Origin of the sequence: Streptomyces sp. NBC_01474 (assembly GCF_035918215.1) — a bacterium.
In the GTDB taxonomy this organism is placed as follows: domain Bacteria; phylum Actinomycetota; class Actinomycetes; order Streptomycetales; family Streptomycetaceae; genus Streptomyces; species Streptomyces aureus.
Genome location: NZ_CP109449.1, coordinates 9,068,355 through 9,086,719 on the forward strand (window position 1 = coordinate 9,068,355; position 18,365 = coordinate 9,086,719).

At 69.5% G+C, this 18,365-nt stretch carries 18 protein-coding genes and 3 pseudogenes; 10 read left to right on the forward strand and 11 right to left on the reverse strand.

Annotation, left to right across the window (positions count from 1 at the left end; all coding sequences use genetic code 11):
* Positions 1 to 9 precede the first annotated feature (9 nt).
* From def to OG758_RS41470, 3 genes are all read left to right on the forward strand, one after another.
* Positions 10 to 672: a peptide deformylase gene (gene def, locus OG758_RS41460; RefSeq protein WP_326714593.1), complete on the forward strand. Its 663-nt coding sequence runs from the start codon at positions 10 to 12 to the stop codon at positions 670 to 672.
* 42 nt (positions 673 to 714) lie between these two features.
* On the forward strand, positions 715 to 1,527 hold the full coding sequence (locus OG758_RS41465) for a HEAT repeat domain-containing protein (protein WP_326714594.1): 813 nt from the start codon (positions 715 to 717) through the stop codon (positions 1,525 to 1,527).
* 69 nt (positions 1,528 to 1,596) lie between these two features.
* Complete coding sequence (locus OG758_RS41470; RefSeq protein WP_326714595.1) at positions 1,597 to 2,427, forward strand: SDR family NAD(P)-dependent oxidoreductase; 831 nt, start codon at positions 1,597 to 1,599, stop codon at positions 2,425 to 2,427.
* Between the two features lie 68 nt (positions 2,428 to 2,495).
* Here OG758_RS41470 and OG758_RS41475 read toward each other — a convergent pair whose 3' ends face one another.
* Positions 2,496 to 3,374 carry a glycoside hydrolase family 16 protein gene (locus OG758_RS41475; protein WP_326714596.1) on the reverse strand — a complete coding sequence of 293 codons (879 nt, stop codon included), beginning with the start codon at positions 3,372 to 3,374 and terminating at the stop codon, positions 2,496 to 2,498.
* 269 nt (positions 3,375 to 3,643) lie between these two features.
* On the opposite strand from OG758_RS41475, the pseudogene OG758_RS49190 reads away from it, so the two are divergent.
* Both OG758_RS49190 and OG758_RS41485 read left to right on the forward strand, forming a co-directional pair.
* Positions 3,644 to 3,889: pseudogene (locus tag OG758_RS49190) on the forward strand (SLC13 family permease); the annotation flags it as partial.
* Between the two features lie 304 nt (positions 3,890 to 4,193).
* Positions 4,194 to 5,099, forward strand: a pseudogene (locus OG758_RS41485) (CoA transferase).
* Here OG758_RS41485 and OG758_RS41490 read toward each other — a convergent pair.
* Positions 5,047 to 5,694, reverse strand: a complete 648-nt coding sequence (locus OG758_RS41490; protein WP_326714598.1) for a CatB-related O-acetyltransferase — start codon at positions 5,692 to 5,694, stop codon at positions 5,047 to 5,049. The pseudogene OG758_RS41485 and the gene OG758_RS41490 overlap by 53 nt on opposite strands.
* A gap of 51 nt (positions 5,695 to 5,745) precedes the next feature.
* Positions 5,746 to 6,051 carry a peptidoglycan-binding domain-containing protein gene (locus OG758_RS41495; protein ID WP_326716207.1) on the reverse strand — a complete coding sequence of 102 codons (306 nt, stop codon included), beginning with the start codon at positions 6,049 to 6,051 and terminating at the stop codon, positions 5,746 to 5,748.
* On the opposite strand from OG758_RS41495, the gene OG758_RS41500 reads away from it, so the two are divergent.
* Together OG758_RS41500 and OG758_RS41505 are read left to right on the forward strand one after the other, a co-directional pair.
* Positions 5,999 to 6,463, forward strand: a complete 465-nt coding sequence (locus OG758_RS41500) for a hypothetical protein (protein WP_326716303.1) — start codon at positions 5,999 to 6,001, stop codon at positions 6,461 to 6,463. The two genes, OG758_RS41495 and OG758_RS41500, sit on opposite strands and share 53 nt — an antisense overlap.
* Positions 6,464 to 6,804: 341 nt before the next feature.
* Positions 6,805 to 8,865, forward strand: coding sequence for a restriction endonuclease (locus OG758_RS41505; RefSeq protein ID WP_326714599.1), 2,061 nt, complete (start codon positions 6,805 to 6,807; stop codon positions 8,863 to 8,865).
* A 42-nt stretch (positions 8,866 to 8,907) separates the two neighbouring features.
* On the opposite strand, the gene OG758_RS41510 is transcribed toward OG758_RS41505, so the two are convergent.
* Positions 8,908 to 10,227, reverse strand: a complete 1,320-nt coding sequence (locus tag OG758_RS41510; protein WP_326714600.1) for an RNA-guided endonuclease InsQ/TnpB family protein — start codon at positions 10,225 to 10,227, stop codon at positions 8,908 to 8,910.
* Between the two features lie 53 nt (positions 10,228 to 10,280).
* Between OG758_RS41510 and tnpA the strand changes: the two are divergent.
* Both tnpA and lpdA read left to right on the forward strand, forming a co-directional pair.
* Positions 10,281 to 10,676, forward strand: a pseudogene (gene tnpA, locus OG758_RS41515) (IS200/IS605 family transposase); the annotation flags it as partial.
* Positions 10,677 to 10,945: 269 nt separating this feature from the next.
* A complete protein-coding gene (lpdA, locus tag OG758_RS41520; protein WP_326714601.1) occupies positions 10,946 to 12,355 on the forward strand; it encodes a dihydrolipoyl dehydrogenase in 1,410 nt (469 codons plus the stop codon).
* Between the two features lie 69 nt (positions 12,356 to 12,424).
* Here the strand turns inward: lpdA and OG758_RS41525 are convergent, their stop codons facing one another.
* The 5 genes from OG758_RS41525 to OG758_RS41545 all read right to left on the reverse strand — a co-directional run bounded on the left by OG758_RS41525 (position 12,425) and on the right by OG758_RS41545 (position 16,359).
* Positions 12,425 to 12,844 (reverse strand): TOBE domain-containing protein, encoded by a 420-nt coding sequence (locus OG758_RS41525; RefSeq protein ID WP_326714602.1) that lies wholly within the window; start codon positions 12,842 to 12,844, stop codon positions 12,425 to 12,427.
* Positions 12,845 to 13,051: 207 nt separating this feature from the next.
* A complete protein-coding gene (locus tag OG758_RS41530; protein WP_326714603.1) occupies positions 13,052 to 14,143 on the reverse strand; it encodes an ABC transporter ATP-binding protein in 1,092 nt (363 codons plus the stop codon).
* 58 nt (positions 14,144 to 14,201) lie between these two features.
* Positions 14,202 to 15,083: a molybdate ABC transporter permease subunit gene (modB, locus tag OG758_RS41535; RefSeq protein WP_326714604.1), complete on the reverse strand. Its 882-nt coding sequence runs from the start codon at positions 15,081 to 15,083 to the stop codon at positions 14,202 to 14,204.
* Positions 15,080 to 15,901: a molybdate ABC transporter substrate-binding protein gene (modA, locus tag OG758_RS41540; protein ID WP_326714605.1), complete on the reverse strand. Its 822-nt coding sequence runs from the start codon at positions 15,899 to 15,901 to the stop codon at positions 15,080 to 15,082. The genes modB and modA overlap by 4 nt, the downstream gene beginning before the upstream one ends.
* A gap of 71 nt (positions 15,902 to 15,972) precedes the next feature.
* Positions 15,973 to 16,359, reverse strand: a complete 387-nt coding sequence (locus OG758_RS41545; RefSeq protein ID WP_326714606.1) for a TOBE domain-containing protein — start codon at positions 16,357 to 16,359, stop codon at positions 15,973 to 15,975.
* A 148-nt stretch (positions 16,360 to 16,507) separates the two neighbouring features.
* Here OG758_RS41545 and OG758_RS41550 point away from each other — a divergent pair, with 148 nt between their 5' ends.
* Positions 16,508 to 16,978, forward strand: a complete 471-nt coding sequence (locus tag OG758_RS41550) for a molybdopterin-dependent oxidoreductase (RefSeq protein ID WP_326714607.1) — start codon at positions 16,508 to 16,510, stop codon at positions 16,976 to 16,978.
* Positions 16,979 to 17,395: 417 nt separating this feature from the next.
* On the opposite strand, the gene OG758_RS41555 is transcribed toward OG758_RS41550, so the two are convergent.
* Together OG758_RS41555 and OG758_RS41560 are read right to left on the reverse strand one after the other, a co-directional pair.
* Complete coding sequence (locus OG758_RS41555; RefSeq protein WP_326714608.1) at positions 17,396 to 17,788, reverse strand: TOBE domain-containing protein; 393 nt, start codon at positions 17,786 to 17,788, stop codon at positions 17,396 to 17,398.
* A gap of 22 nt (positions 17,789 to 17,810) precedes the next feature.
* Complete coding sequence (locus tag OG758_RS41560) at positions 17,811 to 18,266, reverse strand: GNAT family N-acetyltransferase (protein WP_326714609.1); 456 nt, start codon at positions 18,264 to 18,266, stop codon at positions 17,811 to 17,813.
* Positions 18,267 to 18,365: the final 99 nt, after the last annotated feature.

Consider the following 18,365-nt stretch of genomic DNA (forward strand, 5'->3'; position numbering starts at 1 on the left):
TCAACACCCATGTCTTTTCGGCTGAGTGACGGAACACCACAAGATCTCAGGGTGCGGGTGCAGGGTGTTCCGGCGGACTCCTACCCGGCCCTTCCGCCGGAGGTCGCGCGCGGAACGGTACGCCGCGTCACCGTCGTGGGGGAGGAGATCCTGCACCGCCGCTGCCGCGAGGTGACACAGTTCGGAACCCCCGAACTGGCGCGCCTGATCGACGACATGTTCGCCACGAACGCTGTCGCGGACGGCGCGGCCATCGCCGCCAACCAGGTCGACGTGGACCTCCAGCTGTTCGTGTGGGACATCACGGACGACTGGGGCGTGCGTCATGTCGGGCACATCGCCAACCCCGTCCTCGACGAACTGCCCGCCGCGCAACGCGTCCTGGCCGAGGAGTCGGAGGGCTGCCTGTCGGTCCCCGGCCCCTACAAGCTCGTACCCCGGCCGGACCACGCAGTCGTCCGGGGCCGCGACAGGGACGGCAGTCCACTGGTGATCGAGGGCCGGGGCTACTTCGCGCGCTGCCTGCAGCACGAGACGGACCACCTCTACGGCCGCACGTATCTGGACCGGCTCGCCCGACGCGAACGCAATGCGGCGCTGCGCGAGATGGAGGATACGAAGGACAGCATGTTCGCCCGCCGAGCGGCCCGCGCCGCCGAACTCGGCAAGTGACACACCGGCCGCCCGCGGATGGCGGCGCCTAGGATCGCGGCCATGGCAACGTTCGTACACCTGACACCCCAGGCCAACGCGGCGCGCATCAGGCGGGCAGGTATCCGGGCCGCCAGTCGGCACCACGACGGCGGGCGCGGGGTGTTCTGCTTCCCGGTGCTCGCGTCGTACACGCTCACGCACCAGTGGCTGCGGGAGCTGGCACGGCACGGCGGGCCGCGCGGGCTTGTCGCCGTCCAGGTGCGGCTGCCCGACGACGAGCCGGTCACGGTCGGCCGGTACAACCGCGACGCGCTGGTGACGACGGCAAGTGACGCGGTGCGCCGCGTGGCCGCGATGGACGACCCGCGCGGGTGGGAGGTGTTCGTCCCCCGGGCGGTCGCCAAACGCGAGGTGCAGCGCGTCCGCGCCGTTCGGCAGGTGGCCGGCTGGCGCTACTTCCCCCACGCACACGGCGTCGTGCCGTGCACGTGCGCGGGCTGCCGGGTGCGAGGCGAATACGGGTCCCGGCGGCTGCGTGAACGCAGGCCGCACCCGCACGACGGCCCGCCGCCCCCGGCGCCGGTCCTGCTGCGACGCGTGGAGGCGGCCGGAGATCCGGGCGACGCCACGGCGCTGTGCGAGGCGCTGCACTGGTTCGGCCTGCGTCGGCGGGGCCCGGTGGAACGGCTCTCCAGGCTCGCCGGCCACCCGGAGCCGGCGGTGCGCGAGGCTCTCGCCGAGGCGGTCGCCGGCTGGTCGACGCCCGGGGTCGACGCGCTCCTCGACCGCCTGATGTCCGACCCGGACCCCGACGTACGGGAACTGGCGGCGGCCGTCGTCGAACGGCGGGAGGAGAGACGTGCGCATCGATGAGTGATGCTGGGAACGACAGGCGTGGCAGGTTCTCCCATCTGTGGCGTCGCGCCGTCCAGGATGTGCGTCATGAACCCACGCATCACCTTGATCACCGGAGCGACCCAGGGCCTGGGCCGTGGCATCGCGCTCGACCTCGCCGCGCGTGGCGACACCCTCCTCCTGCACGGCCGCGACGCGGGGCGGCTCGAAGCGGTCGTCGCCGATGTGCGGGAGGCCGCACCGGACGCCACGGTCCGTACGTATCTCGCCGACCTCTCGGACCTCGGCCAGGTGCGGGCCATGGCGGACCGGATCCGCGGTGCCGAACCCCGTCTCGACGCGCTGGTCAACAACGCGGTCGCCGGCGGGGGTACGGAGCCGCTGCGCCGGGAGGTGAGCGCGCAGGGCCACGAACTGCGGTTCGCCGTCAACCACTTGGCCCCGTACGCCCTGATCCGCGGCCTCCTGCCCCTGCTCAGGGCCTCCGCCCCCGCGCGCGTCGTCAACGTCGCGTCCATGGGGCAGGAGCGCATCGACTTCGACGACGTCATGCTGGAACGGGACTACGAGGGGCTCCGGGCGTACTGCCGGAGCAAGCTCGCCCTGATCATGGCGACGTTCGAGCTGGGCGCGGAACTCGAAGGCACGGGTGTCACGGTCAACGCCCTGCATCCGGCGCATCTCATGGACACGGAAGGAGTGCGCGCGTACGGCCTCACCCCGGTGACGGGAATCGACGAGGGGGTACGGCCGACGGTGCGGCTGATCACGGACCCGGAGCTCGGGTCCACCACAGGCCGGTACTTCGACCGCTTCACGGATGCGCGCGCCCACGAACAGGCCTACGACAAGGAGGCGCGTCGGCGCCTGATGGCCCTGACGGACGAGCTGACGGGGTACGGCCCCGCGGCACCGTGAACCAGACGTCGGTGTCCCGGGGCGGCCGGTCCGTAGGACACCGGCCGCCCCGGGACGTCACCCCCTGCTTACTGAGTGGTGACGTGGACGTAGTCGACGACGAGCTGCTGGGGGAAGCTCGTGCTGCCGTCGGGATCGCCCGGCCAGTAGCCGCCGACCGCGAGGTTGAGGATCAGGAAGAACGGCTTGTTGAACGCCCATTGGTTGCCGCCGACGTCGGCCGGCGTGCGGGTCTGGTAGACGTTCCCGTCGACCGACCACTTGACGGAGTTCGGGGCCCAGTCCACGGCGAAGGTGTGGAATCCGTCCGCGAAGGCCTGTCCGCCGGGCAGCGTGTAGGCCGCCCCGATGCCGCCCGAGCCCGAGTACCCGGGGCCGTGCAGTGTGCCGTGGACCGTTCCGGGTTCGAAACCGACGTTCTCCATGACGTCGATCTCGCCGCTCGCCGGCCAGCCGACGCTGCCGATGTCGTCCCCGAGCATCCAGAACGCGGGCCACATGCCCTGCCCGCGCGGCACCTTCATGCGGGCCTCGACATGACCGTAGGCCTGGGTGAACCTGCCCGAGGTGTTGAGCCGGGCCGAGGTGTACTCGCAACGCCCGTACCAGCACTGGTAGTTGTTCGGGTTCTCCTTGCGGGCCGTGATGACCAGGTTGCCCTGGCCGTCGAGCGCGGCGTTGCTGTTGCCCGCGGTGTAGTACTGCCGTTCATGGTTGTTGACGTTGTCGCCGGTCTCGATCTGCCACTTGCCGCCGTCGACGGCCGAGCCCGCGGCGCCGTTGAAATCGTCGGTGAACGTGGCCGCGGCGGCGGCTTTCGCGGGACTGCCGACGGGCGCCGGGGCGGCGGACGCGCCGGTGGGCACCGCCGCCAGGCTCGCGGCACAGCAGGCAAGGGAGGCGGCGTACAGGGAGGCGCGGCGGCGCCAGGATGAGCGCACGGTCATCACATCGCTTCACGTGGGGGGTCGTGTGGGGGGTCGCGTGCATGACAAGTCGGCGAACGAAGTATCCAGAAGTGAACGCCGACGGCGGCCACTTGAGGCACTTCCTTCACTTCTTGATTTAAAGGAGTGCCCATCGTGGCGTCAAGGCATTGGCGTGTACCAAGTGCAAAGAGCGACCCCGCAGGCGCCATGGCCCGCGGGGTCGCCCGGTAGGCCGAGGTCCGCCGTCCGTCAGCTTCGTGGCGCTCCTGATCGGCCTCGCGCTCCAGATGGTCCTCCGCCCCGACTCGAGGCGGGTCGTCTCCGAACTCCCCTGGTCAGTCGTCCTGTTGACCAGCGCCATCATGGTGTACGTCGGTGTACTGGAGCGGAAGGGAACGCTCAAGGCGATCGCCGAACACCTCGGCGGCATCGACAACACCCTCCTCGCGGTGCTCGCCGTCTCCTACCTCGCCGCGGTCTTCGCGACCGTGGAATCCTCGACGGTCGCCGTGCTCGGCGTGGTCGTCCCACTGGCCGCCGCGGTGCTGCCGCATGCCGACTCGGCACGGTTCACCGTGCTGCTGATCGCTGTCTGCGCCACGATCGGCGCCGTGGCGATCAGCCCCCTCCACCTGGGTGGCGGCCTGATCCTCGCCAACACCGAGGAGGCGGACGCGCCGCGCGTCTTCCGGCGGCTGATGGCGTGGTCCGTCGGCGCGGCGCTGGTACTGCCCCCCGGCTCTTCTCGTTCTACCGCTGGCGACGGGGCTCTGACGCGACGCCGGCCAGCCACCGCGTCACCTGACTGTCACTCAAGGAATGGAAAAACCATGGCAGTTGACAAACCGCCCCGGCGTCCTCGACCGGCTCGGACTCTCCTATCCCGTCCTGCGCGAGGCGAACCCGCGCATCGTCCTGCGCTCCCTCAGCGGATACGGCCAGACGGGATCGTACGCGAACAGGCCCGGCCACGAACTGAACTTCCTCGGCCTGTCCGGGTTCTTCACCGTCCCCGGGCGCATCGACGGGGAGATCACCTGGCCGGGCGTGCGGGTGGGTGACATGGCGGGCGCGATGCAGGCGGCGTTCGCACTGACCGTGGCGCTCGCGGGCGCGGCCGCCACGGGACAGGGACAGCACATCGACGTCTCCCTCACCGAATCGATCGCCGGCTGGTGCGCCCTGTTCGCGCTGCCCCCGGCCGATGCCGGGGATCCGCTGAAGAGCGGGCTCGTGCAGGGCGACAACGACGTCTTCCGCACGGCCGACGGACGGCTGCTCTCGCTCGCCACGTTCGAGGACAAGTTCTGACGGGAGCTCCGCAGCGCGCTGGGTACGGAGTTCCCCGGCCTGGACGCGGACGCGTACGACCGCCGGGCCGCCCGTACGGCCGCCAAGGAGAAGATCCACGACCTGCTGACCGAGGTGTTCGCCGCCCACGACTACGCGTGGTGGGAGCGCACACTGACCGGGATCGGCGCGCCATGGGCCCCCGTGTTCACCACACCCCAACAGCTCATCCACGAACCACATCTGACGGCAAGAAACCTGTTTTCCCAGGCCTCCGGTCCGGCGCCGCAGGCGCGCTTCCCGGTCCGCTTCGGGTCCGGCCTGAACACCTTCCGCACGCCGGCACCCGAACTGGGCGCGCACACACAGGCGGTGCTGGATGCGATGCCCACCGCCCCGATCACCGCGGCTTCGGGGCCACGGCCTCCAGCGCGTCGACGGAGCCGGACATGACGGTGCGCACGTGCTCGGTGAGATGCTCGGTGGGCCAGTCCCACCACGCGAGGGCGAGCAGGCGCTCGACGTCCTCGTCGGAGTAGCGGCGGCGGATGAGTTTCGCCGGGTTGCCGCCGACGATCCCGTAATCGGGCACGTCGTCGACGACCACGGAACCCGAGGCGATGATCGCCCCGTGCCCGATGCGCACGCCGGGCATCACCGTGGTGCGGTAGCCGAACCACACGTCGTTCCCGACCACCGTGTCACCCCGGCCGGGCAGCCCGCTGATGAGATCGAAGTGGTCCGCCCACGAGCCGCCCATGATGGGGAAGGGGAACGTCGACGGGCCGTCCATACGGTGGTTGGCCCCGTTCATGATGAACCGCACACCCTCGCCCAGCGCACAGAACTTCCCGATGACCAGCTTCTCCGGCCCGTAGTGGTACAGCACATTGCGCGTCTCGAAGGCGGTCGGGTCGTCCGGATCGTCGTAGTACGAGAACTCACCGACCTCGATCAACGGCGACGTCACAAGCGGCTTGAGCAGCACGACCCGCGACTGCCCAGGCATCGGGTGCAGCACGGTCGGATCGGCGGGCACGAATGACATGACGGGTCAACTTCCTCACGTGGTACGGGACGACGACGGACGGCCATGCTCTCAGCCGCCCCGGGTCTCCGACTCCAGCGCGGCCCGCGTCTCGGGACCGTACACACCGGCGTCCTCGTCGATGCCGCGGGCCACCTGATAGCGGTGGACGGCGTCCGCGACATCGGTCGAGTACCTGCCGTCGGTCGGCCCCGTGTACAAGTTGAGTTCAGTCAGCCGTCGTTGGAGGTCTTTGACCTGACCGCCGTGACTGCCGGTGGACAGGACTCGGGCGCCGGATCCCGGGCGAGCGGCGGAAGACACCGTGGGTGCGGGCGCGGAGGGCGTCGCGGAGGAGGATCTCACCGAGGCGGACACGGCTGCGGTCGCCGAGGTGGACGCGGTTCCGGAGGCCGCCGACGACGACGGGCCGGGGGAGCGGGTCGCGTGGGCGCCGCCGTTCTCGGGAGAAGGGGCCGCCGACCGCGACGAGACGGATCCGGACGGCGTGAGCATGGCGGAGTCGTCCGTCGCCGACACGGTCCGGCTCGGGGCGTTCCCGGAGCTGAAGGCGCCACCCGCCACGGCGATCACGGCCGCCGCCCCGACACCCAACGCCGCCGTCCCGACGATCACCCACTGGGGCCTGAGGCGCGCGGGTGACCGACGACCACGACCGGCGACGAGATGCTCCGAAGTCCGGACCGACATGCCCTCGAGGGCCGGCCCGTCGCCAACCGGCCCCTCGAAGAGCCGCAGATCCTCCTGGGCCACCGTCCCGGCGGACTGACCGGGCGGGGTCACTTGCCCGAACACCGGGTTCGCCGGCACCGCCGGTGCGGACGTCGCGCAGCCGCACGCCGGCTGCTGGTCGGCAATCGGTTCGGACCCGCACAAGGGGCATCGCTGTGCACTCACGTGAATGGCCCCTCCTCCGGGCGGCCACAGCATATGCCGATGATCAGGTGAAGTCCGACTTGAGTGCTCGCCCGACCGCCACCTGCCCCATGGAGCCCGGCTGCGGTCGGCCTTTGAGGAGTGGATATGCGAAATGGGTATCGCTCGATACAGTCGTCCCTCTACAACTGGTTGTGGGGACAACCGGAGCGCCTTGGGGAGGGCCTGCAACACATGAGTCGACGCTCCAGTGGCTCGGTCGGCGTCTGGGCCGAAATGCAACGGCAACAGCAGCGCCAGATGGAGGCCGAAGCAAGACGGCAGAGGCAAGAAGCGCAGCAAGCACGTGCCTATCAACGGCGAGCGATCCAGAACCACCGCGAGTACCGCCAGGCAGAAGCCCTGCGCCGCACCGAGGAACTGGACGCTCAAGTCACCTCGCTGCAAGGTCTTCTCGCCTCGGGTTGTCAGGCTCCGCCTTTCAGAGCTCCCTCTCTCATGCGCCCTGAAGACATCCAGCCCTTTACTCCAGGCCCCCTGGCGCGGCCCGTGCCCATGCCGGACTTCCAGCACTACCAAACACAGAGCGGGTGGACTGCCACTCGGCGGGCCCAGGCGCAGGCCGAGGCCCGGGCGCATTTCGAGAGGGACTGGCAGTCGGCCCAGGCGGCGGAGGCTCAACGGCAGCAACAGCTGGCGTCGTACCAGCGGGAGTACCAGCAGTGGGCCGATGCCCAACTGGCCGATGTGCGCCGGCACAACGCAGGCATCGAAGAACTGACCGAAGCAGTCAGGCGCCGCGAACCCGACTCCGTGGTCGAGTACTTCTCCGCCGCTCTATACGCCTCGACCGCATGGCCGGAGGGTTTCCCGCGTCAGGTGGCAGCCGCGTACGACTCGGAGGCTCGCCAGCTGGTGCTGGACTGGGAACTGCCGACCTACACCGTCGTCCCCGAGATCAAGTCCGTTCGGTACATGTCCGGACTGGACCAGGACAAGGAGACGGCCCGCCCAGTAGGCCAACGTCGGGCTCTGTACCGGGAAGTTCTCGCGCAGTGCATGCTGCTCGTCCTGCACGAACTCTTCGCCGCGGACGAGATGGGCACGCTCGAGGCGGTGACCTTGAACGGGTTCGTGGACGGGCACGACCCCACGACGGGCCGACCGGGCCACATCTACCTGGCGACCGTCATGACGTCGAGAGCGACCTTCCGCGACCTGTACTTGGCGCAGGTGGACGCCGGCAGTTGTCTGTCCGACGCACTGCGTGGGCAACTCTCCGCTCGCCCCGACCAGCTCACGCTGGTACGGCCCGGTCGCCGGCCGCAGGAGGTCGGAAACCGCGTTGTCACGCATGGCAGCGACGAGGAACCCGACCTCTACGACATGGATCCGATCGCCTTCGAGAATCTCGTCGCCGAGCTCTTCCGGGCCATGGGGATGCAGGCGGTCACCACCCAGCGCTCGAACGACGGCGGCGTGGACGTCGACGCACTGGATCCGACACCGATCCGGGGCGGCAAAATCGTCGTGCAGGTGAAGCGCTACCGCAACACGGTGCCGCCCACCGCCGTCCGCGACTTGTACGGGACCGTGCAGGACGCCGGCGCCAACAAGGGCGTCCTCGTGACGACATCAGGGTTCGGCCCGGGCTCGCACACCTTCGCCAACGGCAAGCCGCTGGAACTGATCTCCGGCGCCGAACTCGTCGACCTGTTGCACCGGCACGGGCTACGAGGGCTTCTGGGCGACGGCGCCCGCCGCCCGGCAGCGCAGCCGACTCCGACGGTTCCGGACTTTCGGCTGCCCGACGACTACAACATCCTGGGGATGTCGTGGACCGGAGGCGTCGCCCTGGATGTGTGTGCTCTCGTCTGCCGTGGCAGCAGCATCCTCAGTGACGATCACTTCGTCTTCTACAACAACCCGCACACAGCGGACGGCTCCGTACGCGTTCTGCCTCCGACCGCACCGGACAAGGCCGCCATCTGCGTCTCCTTCGACGAATTGCCGGACGAGGCCGACCGGTTCGTGCTCGTGGCCGCGATCGACCCGGAGGCGAACCCGGACGCCGACCTCTCCGGCTTCACGGACGCCTCCATCCGCCTGCTCGACCCGAGGCTGGCCGACCTGGGACGGCTCGAGGTCTCCGACGGCCGCCCGGGCGAGACCGCCTTGGTGCTCGGTTCCTTCCGCCGCAGACCGAACGGGGACTGGGACTTCGTCCTGGGCGGCAAGGGCTACGCGGGGGGCCTGGAGCAGCTCGTTCAGGACTTCGGCATCCAGGTGGATTGAAGTGCTCTCTTCCCTTCGCAAGCTCAGGAAGGAGATTCCCGTCTACCTTGCGGTGGCGGGCTTGACGCGTTTCTCACGCCTGACGACTGCCCTCCCGGCAGCCGGGATGAGCGCGTGGCCCATCCGGTACAGGTGCAAGATGTTCCGGGCCGCGTTGTGGTCGGCGTTGCCCGACCATCCGCAGTCCGGGTTCTTGCATACGAACGTGGCCTGGTCCTCCCGGCTGCCGGGCGTGATGAAGCCGCAGACGGAACAGCGTCGGGAGGTGTTCGGGGCGGGCACCTTGTGCAGGGTGCCGCCGTACCGGCCGGCCTTGTACGTCAGCATCGTGACCGTCCTGCCCCATGCCTCTTGGCTGATGGAGCGGTTGAGTCCGGCTTTCTGGGCGACGCCTGTCCCCGGCTCGGCGATGGTGCCCTGAGCGGACTTGACCATGTTCGTGATGGTGAGTGCTTCGACCACCATGACGCCGTACTTCTGGGCGAGGGTGGTGGTCGTCTTGTGTTGCCAGTCCTGGTGTCGTCGCGTGGCTTTTGCGCGCAACCCTCGGATCTGGTCATAGGTGTGGTGCAGGCGGCGGCTGGTGCGCTCGCCAGGCTTGCGGTGTGTCTTGCGCTGGGCGGCCCGGCGCTCAAGGCGCAGGAGCTTGCCCTTTTCCTCGGTGTTCAGCCACTTGTCACGGTCGGCGCTGCCATCCGGGAGGCGAGGCGCACGCCCGTGGTCCTGGTGGTTGCCGTCCGAGAGGGCGAGTGGCAGGTTCACCCCGGCGTCGATTCCGACCTCCGCCCCCTGGTGGGATGCGGGCTTGGCTTCGAAGCTCTGCACGCGGAAGGCGATGTGCCATCCCAGGTGGTCCTTGACCAGCCGTGCCCCGGTGATCCGGTTGTCGGCGTTCGCCTTGTTGCCCACCGGGAGGTCTTTGGTCCAGCGGAAGCGGACACGGCCGACCTTGGGGATGTTGGCCATGCCCCAGCGGCGGTGTACCCGCTTGATCTGGAGGTCACGGCCCTGCGGGATGTCCACGCTCATCACGGACCGGAACCGGCCCTTGAAGTTCGGAGCATCGGTACGGCCGTCCCAGCAGTTCTTCCAGGCCTGGAAGTACATCTTGAGCACCGCCTGCGCGGCCTGCGCAGGAAGGACGGCGAGGAAATCGATCTCCTTGCGGGCCTGGCGTATCGCGGCGTCCGCGTTCGCCAGAGTCCGCATGTGCCTCGGCATCATCTGCCACCACGCATGCAAACAGTTCCACACCGTGCGCGCGGCGTGCGCCTGCTCGTCGACGAGGAGATGCTCGGCAGCCGACAGCGCCAGTCGGGCACGATGCCCGAACTGCCGCTTCCCCAAACCGAGTTCACCCACGGTGATCACAGTACTACAGTTGGTCAATGTCACCATGATGGAAGCCGAACCCCGATGTCAGAACCGGCCGGCACGTCGTCCACAACCTGCACGTCCACTTGGTGGTCGTCACCAAATACCGACGCAAGACGTTCACGGACAAGATGCTGAAGCCCTGCGAAGAGATCATGCGGGAGATGTGCACGGACTTCGAGGCCGAGCTGAAGCAGTTCAACAGCGAGGAGGACCACATGCACCTGCTCGTGCACTACCCGCCGAAAGTCCAGCTCTCAAAGCTGGTCAACTCCGTCTCCTCCAGGCGTCTGCGCCAGGAGTACGACGCGCACATCCGCCGCTACCTGTGGGGCGGCCACTTCCCGTCCGGCTCCTACCTCGCCGGAAGCTGCGGCGGTGCGCCCCTGACCGTCGCACGCCAGTACATCGAGAACCAGAAGCGCCTCGTAGGCTGAGGTGAACAGTGCCGACCCGTACTCACCCGCGAGTCAGAGCAGTCCTGAGATGGCCTTCACCCCCGGCGTAAACGCCGGAGCACTGGCCAAGATCAAAAGGTAGATGAAGCGCGGCTCGGGCCGGGACTGAGCTTCGCCCCCAGGGGGCGTGACGGCGCGGAGACCCGGGAGGCGCTGGCGTTGCGTATCTGCACGGGTCCCGGTCGCGGACGTACCGTCGTGCACGTCAGGGCCAGACTCGCGTCTCACCGAAACGGCAGGAACGCTCCATGAGTACCACGCACTACGACGTCGTCGTCCTGGGCGCCGGGCCCGGTGGCTACACCGCGGCCGTGCGCGCCACCCAGCTGGGCCTTCGTGCCGCGGTCGTCGAGGGGAAGTACTGGGGCGGTGTCTGCCTGAACGTGGGCTGCATCCCGTCCAAGGCGCTCCTGCGCAACGCCGAACTCGCGCACATCTTCACGCAGCAGGCCTCGACCTTCGGCATCCACGTCGACGGAGAGGTCAGCTTCGACTACGGCGAGGCCTACCGGCGCAGCCGCAAGGTCGCCGACGGGCGGGTCGCCGGGGTGCACTACCTGATGAAGAAGAACGGCATCACCGAGTACGACGGCCGCGGCACGTTCATCGACGACCACACGCTCCGGGTCGATCTGACCGCGGGCGGGAGCGAGACCGTCACCTTCGGGAACTGCATCATCGCGACCGGCGCCACCACCCGCCTCCTGCCGGGCACCGCCCTGAGCGACCGCGTGGTCACCTACGAGGAGCAGATCCTCTCCGAGACACTGCCCGAGTCCATCGTCATCGCCGGCGCCGGGGCGATCGGCGTCGAGTTCGCGTACGTCCTGCACAACTACGGCGTCAAGGTGACCGTCGTCGAGTTCCTGGACCGCATGGTGCCGACCGAGGACGCCGACGTGTCCAAGGAACTCTCCCGCCAGTACCGGAAGTTGGGCATCGAGGTCCACACCGGGACCCGGGTGGAATCCATCGACGACAGCGATCCCGCGGCCAAGGTGCGCGTCACCGTCTCCAAGGACGGGCAGCAGCGCGTGATCGAGGCCGACAAGGTCCTCCAGGCGATCGGCTTCGCGCCTCGCACCACCGGATACGGGCTCGAGAACACCGGCGTGCGGCTCACCGAGCGCGGCGCGATCGACGTGGACGGACGCGGCCGCACCAACGTGCCCCACCTGTACGCCATCGGCGATGTCACCGCGAAACTGATGCTGGCGCACGCGGCGGAGGCCATGGCCGTGATCGCCGCCGAGACGATCGGTGGCGCGGAGACCATGGAGGTCGACTTCACGATGATCCCGCGCGCCACCTACTGCCAGCCGCAGATCGCCAGCTTCGGGTGGACCGAGGCGCAGGCCCGTGAGCTCGGCTTCGACGTAAAGGTGGCGAAGTTCCCGTTCTCCGCGAACGGGAAGGCCCACGGCCTCGGTGAGCCGACGGGCTTCGTCAAGGTCATCAGCGACAGCCGGTACGGCGAGCTGCTGGGCGCCCATCTCATCGGTCCCGAAGTCACCGAACTGCTCCCGGAGTTGACGCTCGCACAGCAGTGGGATCTGACCGTCCATGAGGTGGCCCGCAACGTGCACGCCCACCCGACACTCGGCGAGGCCGTGAAGGAGGCGGTGCACGGGCTGGCCGGACACATGATCAACATGTGACGGTCGTCCGGGCGGCGCCTCCTCCGGTAGCCGTGCCTCCTCGGTCGGGTGCCGATCGACGTCCGGCCGTCACGCGGTCGCGAGCGAGACCTCGGTCGACTTGATCAGGGCCACGACGGAGGTGCCGGGGGCCAGGGCCAGGTCGGTGACGGCGTCCTTGGTGATGGCGGACGTCAGTTCTCCGCCCGGGACGCTGACCTTGACGGAGGCCATGGCGCCGCCCGTGGCGATGTCGTCGACCGTTCCGGCGAGCTGGTTGCGGATGGACAGCCCCTCGACCCTGCCGGTGGCGAGGGAGACCTCCGTGGACTTGACCAGGGCGCGTACGGCGGATCCCTCGGTGAGGCCGAGGTCCTTGACGGCGTCCAGGGTGATCGCCGCGGTGATGTCCTGGCCGCCGTCGAGGCGGACCTTGACCGTCGCCATGGCTTCGCCCGAGGTGATGCCCGTAACGCTGCCGGGAAGCTGATTGCGGATGCTCAGGCTCATGCGGAACGCCTCACAGGAAAGGTATGGAATGTCAGGCTTTGGGCCTGTGTAGGGCTCACCGTAGCCGGGTTGGATGTGGCTGGTGGGAGGCTCGTCGCATCTGCGAGGTGAAGGGACGTGAGCACCTGGCAGGTCGGAGGCGCCCAGTGCGTTACGGGGATGCAGGGGCGCGGCTTGTTGCGGATGCAGGGACGCAGGGGTGCGGTGTCAGGCGGGGTACGCGTGCGTCTGCGTCGCCTTGACCGTGGCCCAGACCGGCGCGCCCGGGTGCAGGTTCAGCTCCGCGGCGGCGACCGTCGTGAGGTCGGCGGCGAGCGCGAGTTCACCCGTGAGGTCCGCGCGGATCTGGTCCCCGTGCGTCTCGAGCCCGGCGACCTGGCACCGCCACAGATTCCGGGCGCTGGCGCCGGTGGGCCGGTCCCGGTAGAGGGTCACGGCGCTCGGCGGGAACGCCACGAAGGCCGGTCCCGACAGCTCCTCGCTGGTCGCGATGTCCGGCCCGGAGTCGACCCGCACCACATGCCCGTCGGCCTGCCCCTTGTAGAGGTTGAGGCCGACCAGCTGGGCGATGTAGTCCGTACGCGGATGACGGGCGATGTCGGCGGGGGCGCCCTCCTGGACGACGCGGCCGTCCTCGATGACGACGAGCCGGTCGGCGAGCACCATCGCGTCCAGCGGGTCGTGGGTGACCAGTACGGCGACGGCCTCGAAGTCCGCCAGGTGGCGCCGGAGTTGGGCGCGTACGTCGAGACGGGTGCGCGCGTCGAGCGCGGCGAGCGGCTCGTCGAGGAGCAGCAGCCGGGGGTGGGTGGCCAGAGCGCGGGCCACGGCGACGCGCTGCGCCTGGCCGCCGGACAGTCGGCGCGGCTTGGCGCCGTGGTGGTCGGCGAGGCCCATGCGGTCCAGCCACTTCGCGGCCTGTTCACGCGCCTCGGCCTTGGACACGCCGTGGCAGCGCGGTCCGAAGGCGACGTTGTCCAGGGCGCTCAGGTGGGGGAAGAGGAGGTAGTCCTGGAAGACCACGCCGACCGGCCGGGACTCGGGGGCCGTGCGGTCCAACGCGTCGCCGTCCAGGTGGAGATGACCGCCCGTCAGCGGTGTGAGTCCGGCCAGGGCGCGCAGGGCTGTGGTCTTGCCGGCGCCGTTCGGACCGAGCAGCGCGACCACGTCGCCGGGGGCGGCGCGCAGTGCGACGTCGAGGCGGAAGGTGCCGCGGTCGACGACGAGGTGGGCGTCCAGGCCGTCGGCGCGCATGTCGTCGGCAGGGACGCCGCCGGTGACGTGGTCGATGTGCGTCATGAGGCGGTCATCCGGGGGTCGGACGGTCCGGCGAGGACCGTGTGGGGGCGGGGGGCGGTCATGATGCCGTCATCCAGCGGTCCCGCAGCCCCGCGAGGACCGCGATCGACACGGCGAGCAGCACCAGGCTGAGGGCGATCGCGGCGGCCGGGTCGTTCTGGAGCGCCAGGTACACGGCCAGCGGCATGGTCTGCGTACGACCGGGGAAGTTGCCCGCGAACGTGATGGTCGCGCCGAACTCACCGAGCGCGCGCGCCCAGGCGAGCACGGCACCCGCGGCGATACCCGGCATGATCAGCGGCAGCGTCACCCTGCGGAACGCCGTGAAGCGGGAGGCGCCGAGCGTCGTGGCGGCCTCCTCGAACCGCGGATCGGCGGCCCGCAGTGTGCCCTCCACGCTGATGACGAGGAACGGCATCGCCACGAACGACTCCGCGACCACGACCCCCGCCGTGGTGAACGGCAGCGTGATCCCGAACCACGAGTCCAGCAACTGCCCGACGACGCCGTTGCGTCCGAGGGCCAGCAGCAGGGCCACACCGCCCACCACCGGGGGCAGTACCAGTGGCAGTGTCACCAGCGCCCGGACGAAGCCGCGCCCGGGGAATTCCGTGCGCGCGAGCAGCCAGGCCAGTGGCACCCCCAGGACCAGGCTCACCGCCGTGGCCGCCGTCGCGCAGATCAGCGACAGCTGGAGGGCCTGCCAGACCTCCGGACTGGTCAGCTGCTCCGGCAGGGTGCGCCAAGGGGCCCGTACGAGCAGGGCGATCAGGGGCAGCAGCAGGAACGCGAGGCCGACGAGGGCGGGTACCAGAAGCGGCAGAGGCACTCCGCGGCCTCGGGCGCCCGGGCGGGCACGCCGACGCCGCGGCCCGGCCCCACGGGTGTCGCCACCCGTGAGGACCTCGGCCGCGGCGCCGGACCTGTCGAGCTCGGTCACGGCTTGAGGAACCCGGCCGCCGTCAGGACCTTCTGGCCCTCGGGGGACTGCACGAGCGCGATGAACTCCTTCGCCGCCTCGGCGTTCGGCGCGTCCTTCAGGAGAGCGATCGGGTAGTCGTTGATGGCGTTCGCGGACTCGGGGAACTCGACGCCCTCCACCTTGCTGCCCGCGGCCTTCACGTCGGTCTTGTAGACGACGGCGGCGTCGGCCTCCTTCAACTCCACCTTCGTCAGGGCGCTCTTGACGTCCTGCTCGTACGAGACCGGGGTGAGCTTCAGCTTGCTGGCGTCCAGCGCCTTCTGCGCGGCGGCGCCACACGGCACCGTCTTGTCGCAGAGCACGACCTTGAGGCCGGACTTGGTGAGGTCCTTGAGGGAGGAGACCTTGTCGGGGTTGCCCGGCAGGGTCGCGATCTCCAGCTGGTTACGCACGAACGTGGACGGGGCGCCGGCCGCGTCCTTCTTGTCCGTCACGATCGCCATCGTCTTGGGGCTGGCGGCGGCGAACACGTCGGCCGGCGCGCCACCGGTGATGCTCGCCGCGAGGGTGTCACTGCCGCCGAAGCTGAACGTCACCTTCGTGCCTGGGTGGGCCTTCTCGAAGTCCTTGCCCAGGGTCGTGAAGCTCTCCTTGAGCGAGGCCGCCGCGAAGACCGTCACCGTGCCCGTGACCTTCTTGGCGGAGTCCTTGGACGACGAAGAGGCGGAGTCCTTCTTGGACGACGAGTCCGAGCCGGAGGAGCAGGCGCTCAGCGCCAGCAGCGCGGCGACGCCTACGCCGGTCACCTGCAGGGTCCGGCGCGTGTAACGGGTCATCACGGGGTTACTCCCTAGGGCTCTCTTGAGAAGAATCGGGCTGATTCTCCGCGAAGCGTCCGGCGGACACTTCAAGGACGTTCGACGACCACGTTGGTCGATTTGATCACGGCGACGGCAGGCACACCGGGTTCCAGCTCCATCTCCTCGGCCGACTCCCGGCTGACCATGGCCACGACCCGGAAGGGCCCGGCCTGGATCTCCACCTGCGCCGAGACATCCCCGAGGATCACCTCGGTGACGATGCCGGAAAGGCGGTTGCGCGCCGAGGATCCGTTGTTCGTCCGCTCGGTGCGGTGCAGCTGTCGGGCGAAGGACGCCAGGTCCGCTCCGGGGATGATCCGGCGGCCCAGCTCGTCCCGCTCGGCATGCAGCCTCCCGCCGTCGACCCAGCGCCGAAGGGTGTCGGCGCTGACGCCCATCAAGGCGGCCGCCTCCCCGATCCGGTAGGTGCGCATGCACGGATCATACTGCCGCAGATGCGAGGGGGAAGTCTCTTGTTGCATCGCATGAGCTGGATCATGTGCTGATGGGGGTAGGCATGTGCGTTTGTATGAGAGTGCTGTGGCCGCGGCCCGGGTACGGTCATTCGGGAGGTGGTAGTCCGTGCGTCAATCCCTTACGGCCGCCGAACCGGTGGCAGAGCTCGCCCTGACCGGCGATGTCGCGCGCCCGGCCCGGCTGACGGTGCCCGATCTGCTCGACTGGCCCCAGCACACGGCCCGGGTCAGCTTCGAGTGCGCCACCAGCGGCGTCCAGGAGCACAGCTTCGCGGGCCCGCTGCTGCACGACGTCCTGCATGACGCCGGGCCCGGCTTCGACCCCGCCCGCCGCAAGGACCGGCTGCGGTTCCTGATCGCGGTGACCGGGGCGGACGGCCATCACGCGCTGCTGTCCTGGGCGGAGATCGACCCGGACTTCGGGCGGGCCCCCGTGCTGCTGGCCGTCACCATCGACGACACGCCCCTCGACCGGGCCGGACCCCAGCTGGTCCTGCCCCAGGACCGCTGCGGGGCGCGGCACATCAGCGGCATCAACGCGATCCGAGTGGACGGCCGCTACGCGTCGTGGGCGTGACAGGGTGGGAGCACCACCGGCACACCGGACCCCCGACGGGGACGCCCCATGGCGCGGGCCCCCTTTCAGTGGCCTTGATGGAAGCCACCTGTCCCGGCACGGCAAGGTTCGCTTTGACCGGTCGAGTTCATCGCGGGGATCGTGAACGGCATCCTTCGGCAAGGGAGTTGAGGAGTCCCACGTCATCGCCGAGGTGCTCTGTGTGCTGTACGACGACCCGGCCGACGGATACCCGAAGACGTACGCCCGCGACGACCTCCCGCGCTCGCCGACACAGAGGCCTGGCTGGACGGCAGGCCGATCCGTGACGAGTACCCGATCGTGGCGGGCGGCGCGATGGCCGGCGCGGGCGCGCACTCCTACTCCACGGCGCCCGGTGACTCCTGAGGCTGACGAGACGGCCGCCGCCCGCGGACGTCAGGTGCGGTCGATGTGCACGTTCGTCGACTTCACGCGGGCGGTGGCCTCCGCGCCCACCTCAAGTCCCAGCTCCTCCACGGCCTCACGCGTGAGCAGCGACACGAGCCGGTGAGGACCCGCCTGGATCTCGACCTGGGCCGCCACGTCACCCAGCTTCACGGCGGTGACGATGCCCGGGAAGGCGTTGCGCGCGGAGGTGTACGAGACGTCGTCCTCGCCGCCGGTCCTGGCGACCTCGACCGAGAGTGCGGCCAGGTCCCTGCCGTCGATGAGCCGCCGCCCACCCGCGTCACGATGGGTGGCCACTCTGCCCGCATCGGCCCATCGGCGTGCGGTGTCCGGGCTCACGCCGAGGAGCCGGGCGGCCTGGCCGATCGTGTAGGACTGCATACGCGCCAAGATAGACGAATACTCAGGTGAGCCCGTCCTCGGTGAGTCGCATCGTGAGCCAGAGGGCGGGGTCCTCCGGCAGCACGTATCGCTCCACTTCCGCGAACCCGTGCTTCTCCGCGAACCGCACCCCGGCCACGTTCGACGCCAGGATGACCGTCTCGATGACGGCGGCGTCCAGTGTGCGCGCGTGCTCCAGGCCGTGCCGGTAGAGCACTTCGCCGAAGCCCTGCCGGCGGTGCTCGGGGAGCACGCGGGCGATCACCGTGGCGGTGGCGGTGTCGTCCGTCGGAGGGCGCACCGTCGTGCAGCCCACGAGAGTGTCGCCGAGATAGGCGACTTCCAGATGGTTGCGCCCCACCCGCTCGCGCACGTCGTCGAGGGACAGCGGGTCGGCCGGGATGATCAGGTTGTGGACGTGTCGCCAGTCCTCGATCAGGGCGTCGCCCTGCACCTTCTCAATGCGGAGATCAGTCATCGCAGCAGGAAAGCGTGCGCGTCGCCGCACGTCAACTGCGTATCTGCGCCCGGGCATCGGTGATCGGGCGACCTCTTCGGCGACCGACGTTCCCGGCGA

Bases quoted from the DNA above. Each gene is read 5' to 3' on its own strand.
- def (WP_326714593.1), top strand. From the start codon at position 10: ATGTCTTTTCGGCTGAGTGACGGAACACCACAAGATCTCAGGGTGCGG.
- OG758_RS41530 (WP_326714603.1), bottom strand. From the start codon at position 14,143: ATGACGCACATCGACCACGTCACCGGCGGCGTCCCTGCCGACGACATG.
- lpdA (WP_326714601.1), top strand. From the start codon at position 10,946: ATGAGTACCACGCACTACGACGTCGTCGTCCTGGGCGCCGGGCCCGGT.
- OG758_RS41470 (WP_326714595.1), top strand. From the start codon at position 1,597: ATGAACCCACGCATCACCTTGATCACCGGAGCGACCCAGGGCCTGGGC.
- OG758_RS41555 (WP_326714608.1), bottom strand. From the start codon at position 17,788: ATGCAGTCCTACACGATCGGCCAGGCCGCCCGGCTCCTCGGCGTGAGC.
- OG758_RS41505 (WP_326714599.1), top strand. From the start codon at position 6,805: ATGAGTCGACGCTCCAGTGGCTCGGTCGGCGTCTGGGCCGAAATGCAA.
- OG758_RS41560 (WP_326714609.1), bottom strand. From the start codon at position 18,266: ATGACTGATCTCCGCATTGAGAAGGTGCAGGGCGACGCCCTGATCGAG.
- modA (WP_326714605.1), bottom strand. From the start codon at position 15,901: ATGACCCGTTACACGCGCCGGACCCTGCAGGTGACCGGCGTAGGCGTC.
- OG758_RS41475 (WP_326714596.1), bottom strand. From the start codon at position 3,374: ATGACCGTGCGCTCATCCTGGCGCCGCCGCGCCTCCCTGTACGCCGCC.
- OG758_RS41545 (WP_326714606.1), bottom strand. From the start codon at position 16,359: ATGCGCACCTACCGGATCGGGGAGGCGGCCGCCTTGATGGGCGTCAGC.
- OG758_RS41490 (WP_326714598.1), bottom strand. From the start codon at position 5,694: ATGTCATTCGTGCCCGCCGATCCGACCGTGCTGCACCCGATGCCTGGG.
- OG758_RS41465 (WP_326714594.1), top strand. From the start codon at position 715: ATGGCAACGTTCGTACACCTGACACCCCAGGCCAACGCGGCGCGCATC.
- OG758_RS41525 (WP_326714602.1), bottom strand. From the start codon at position 12,844: ATGAGCCTGAGCATCCGCAATCAGCTTCCCGGCAGCGTTACGGGCATC.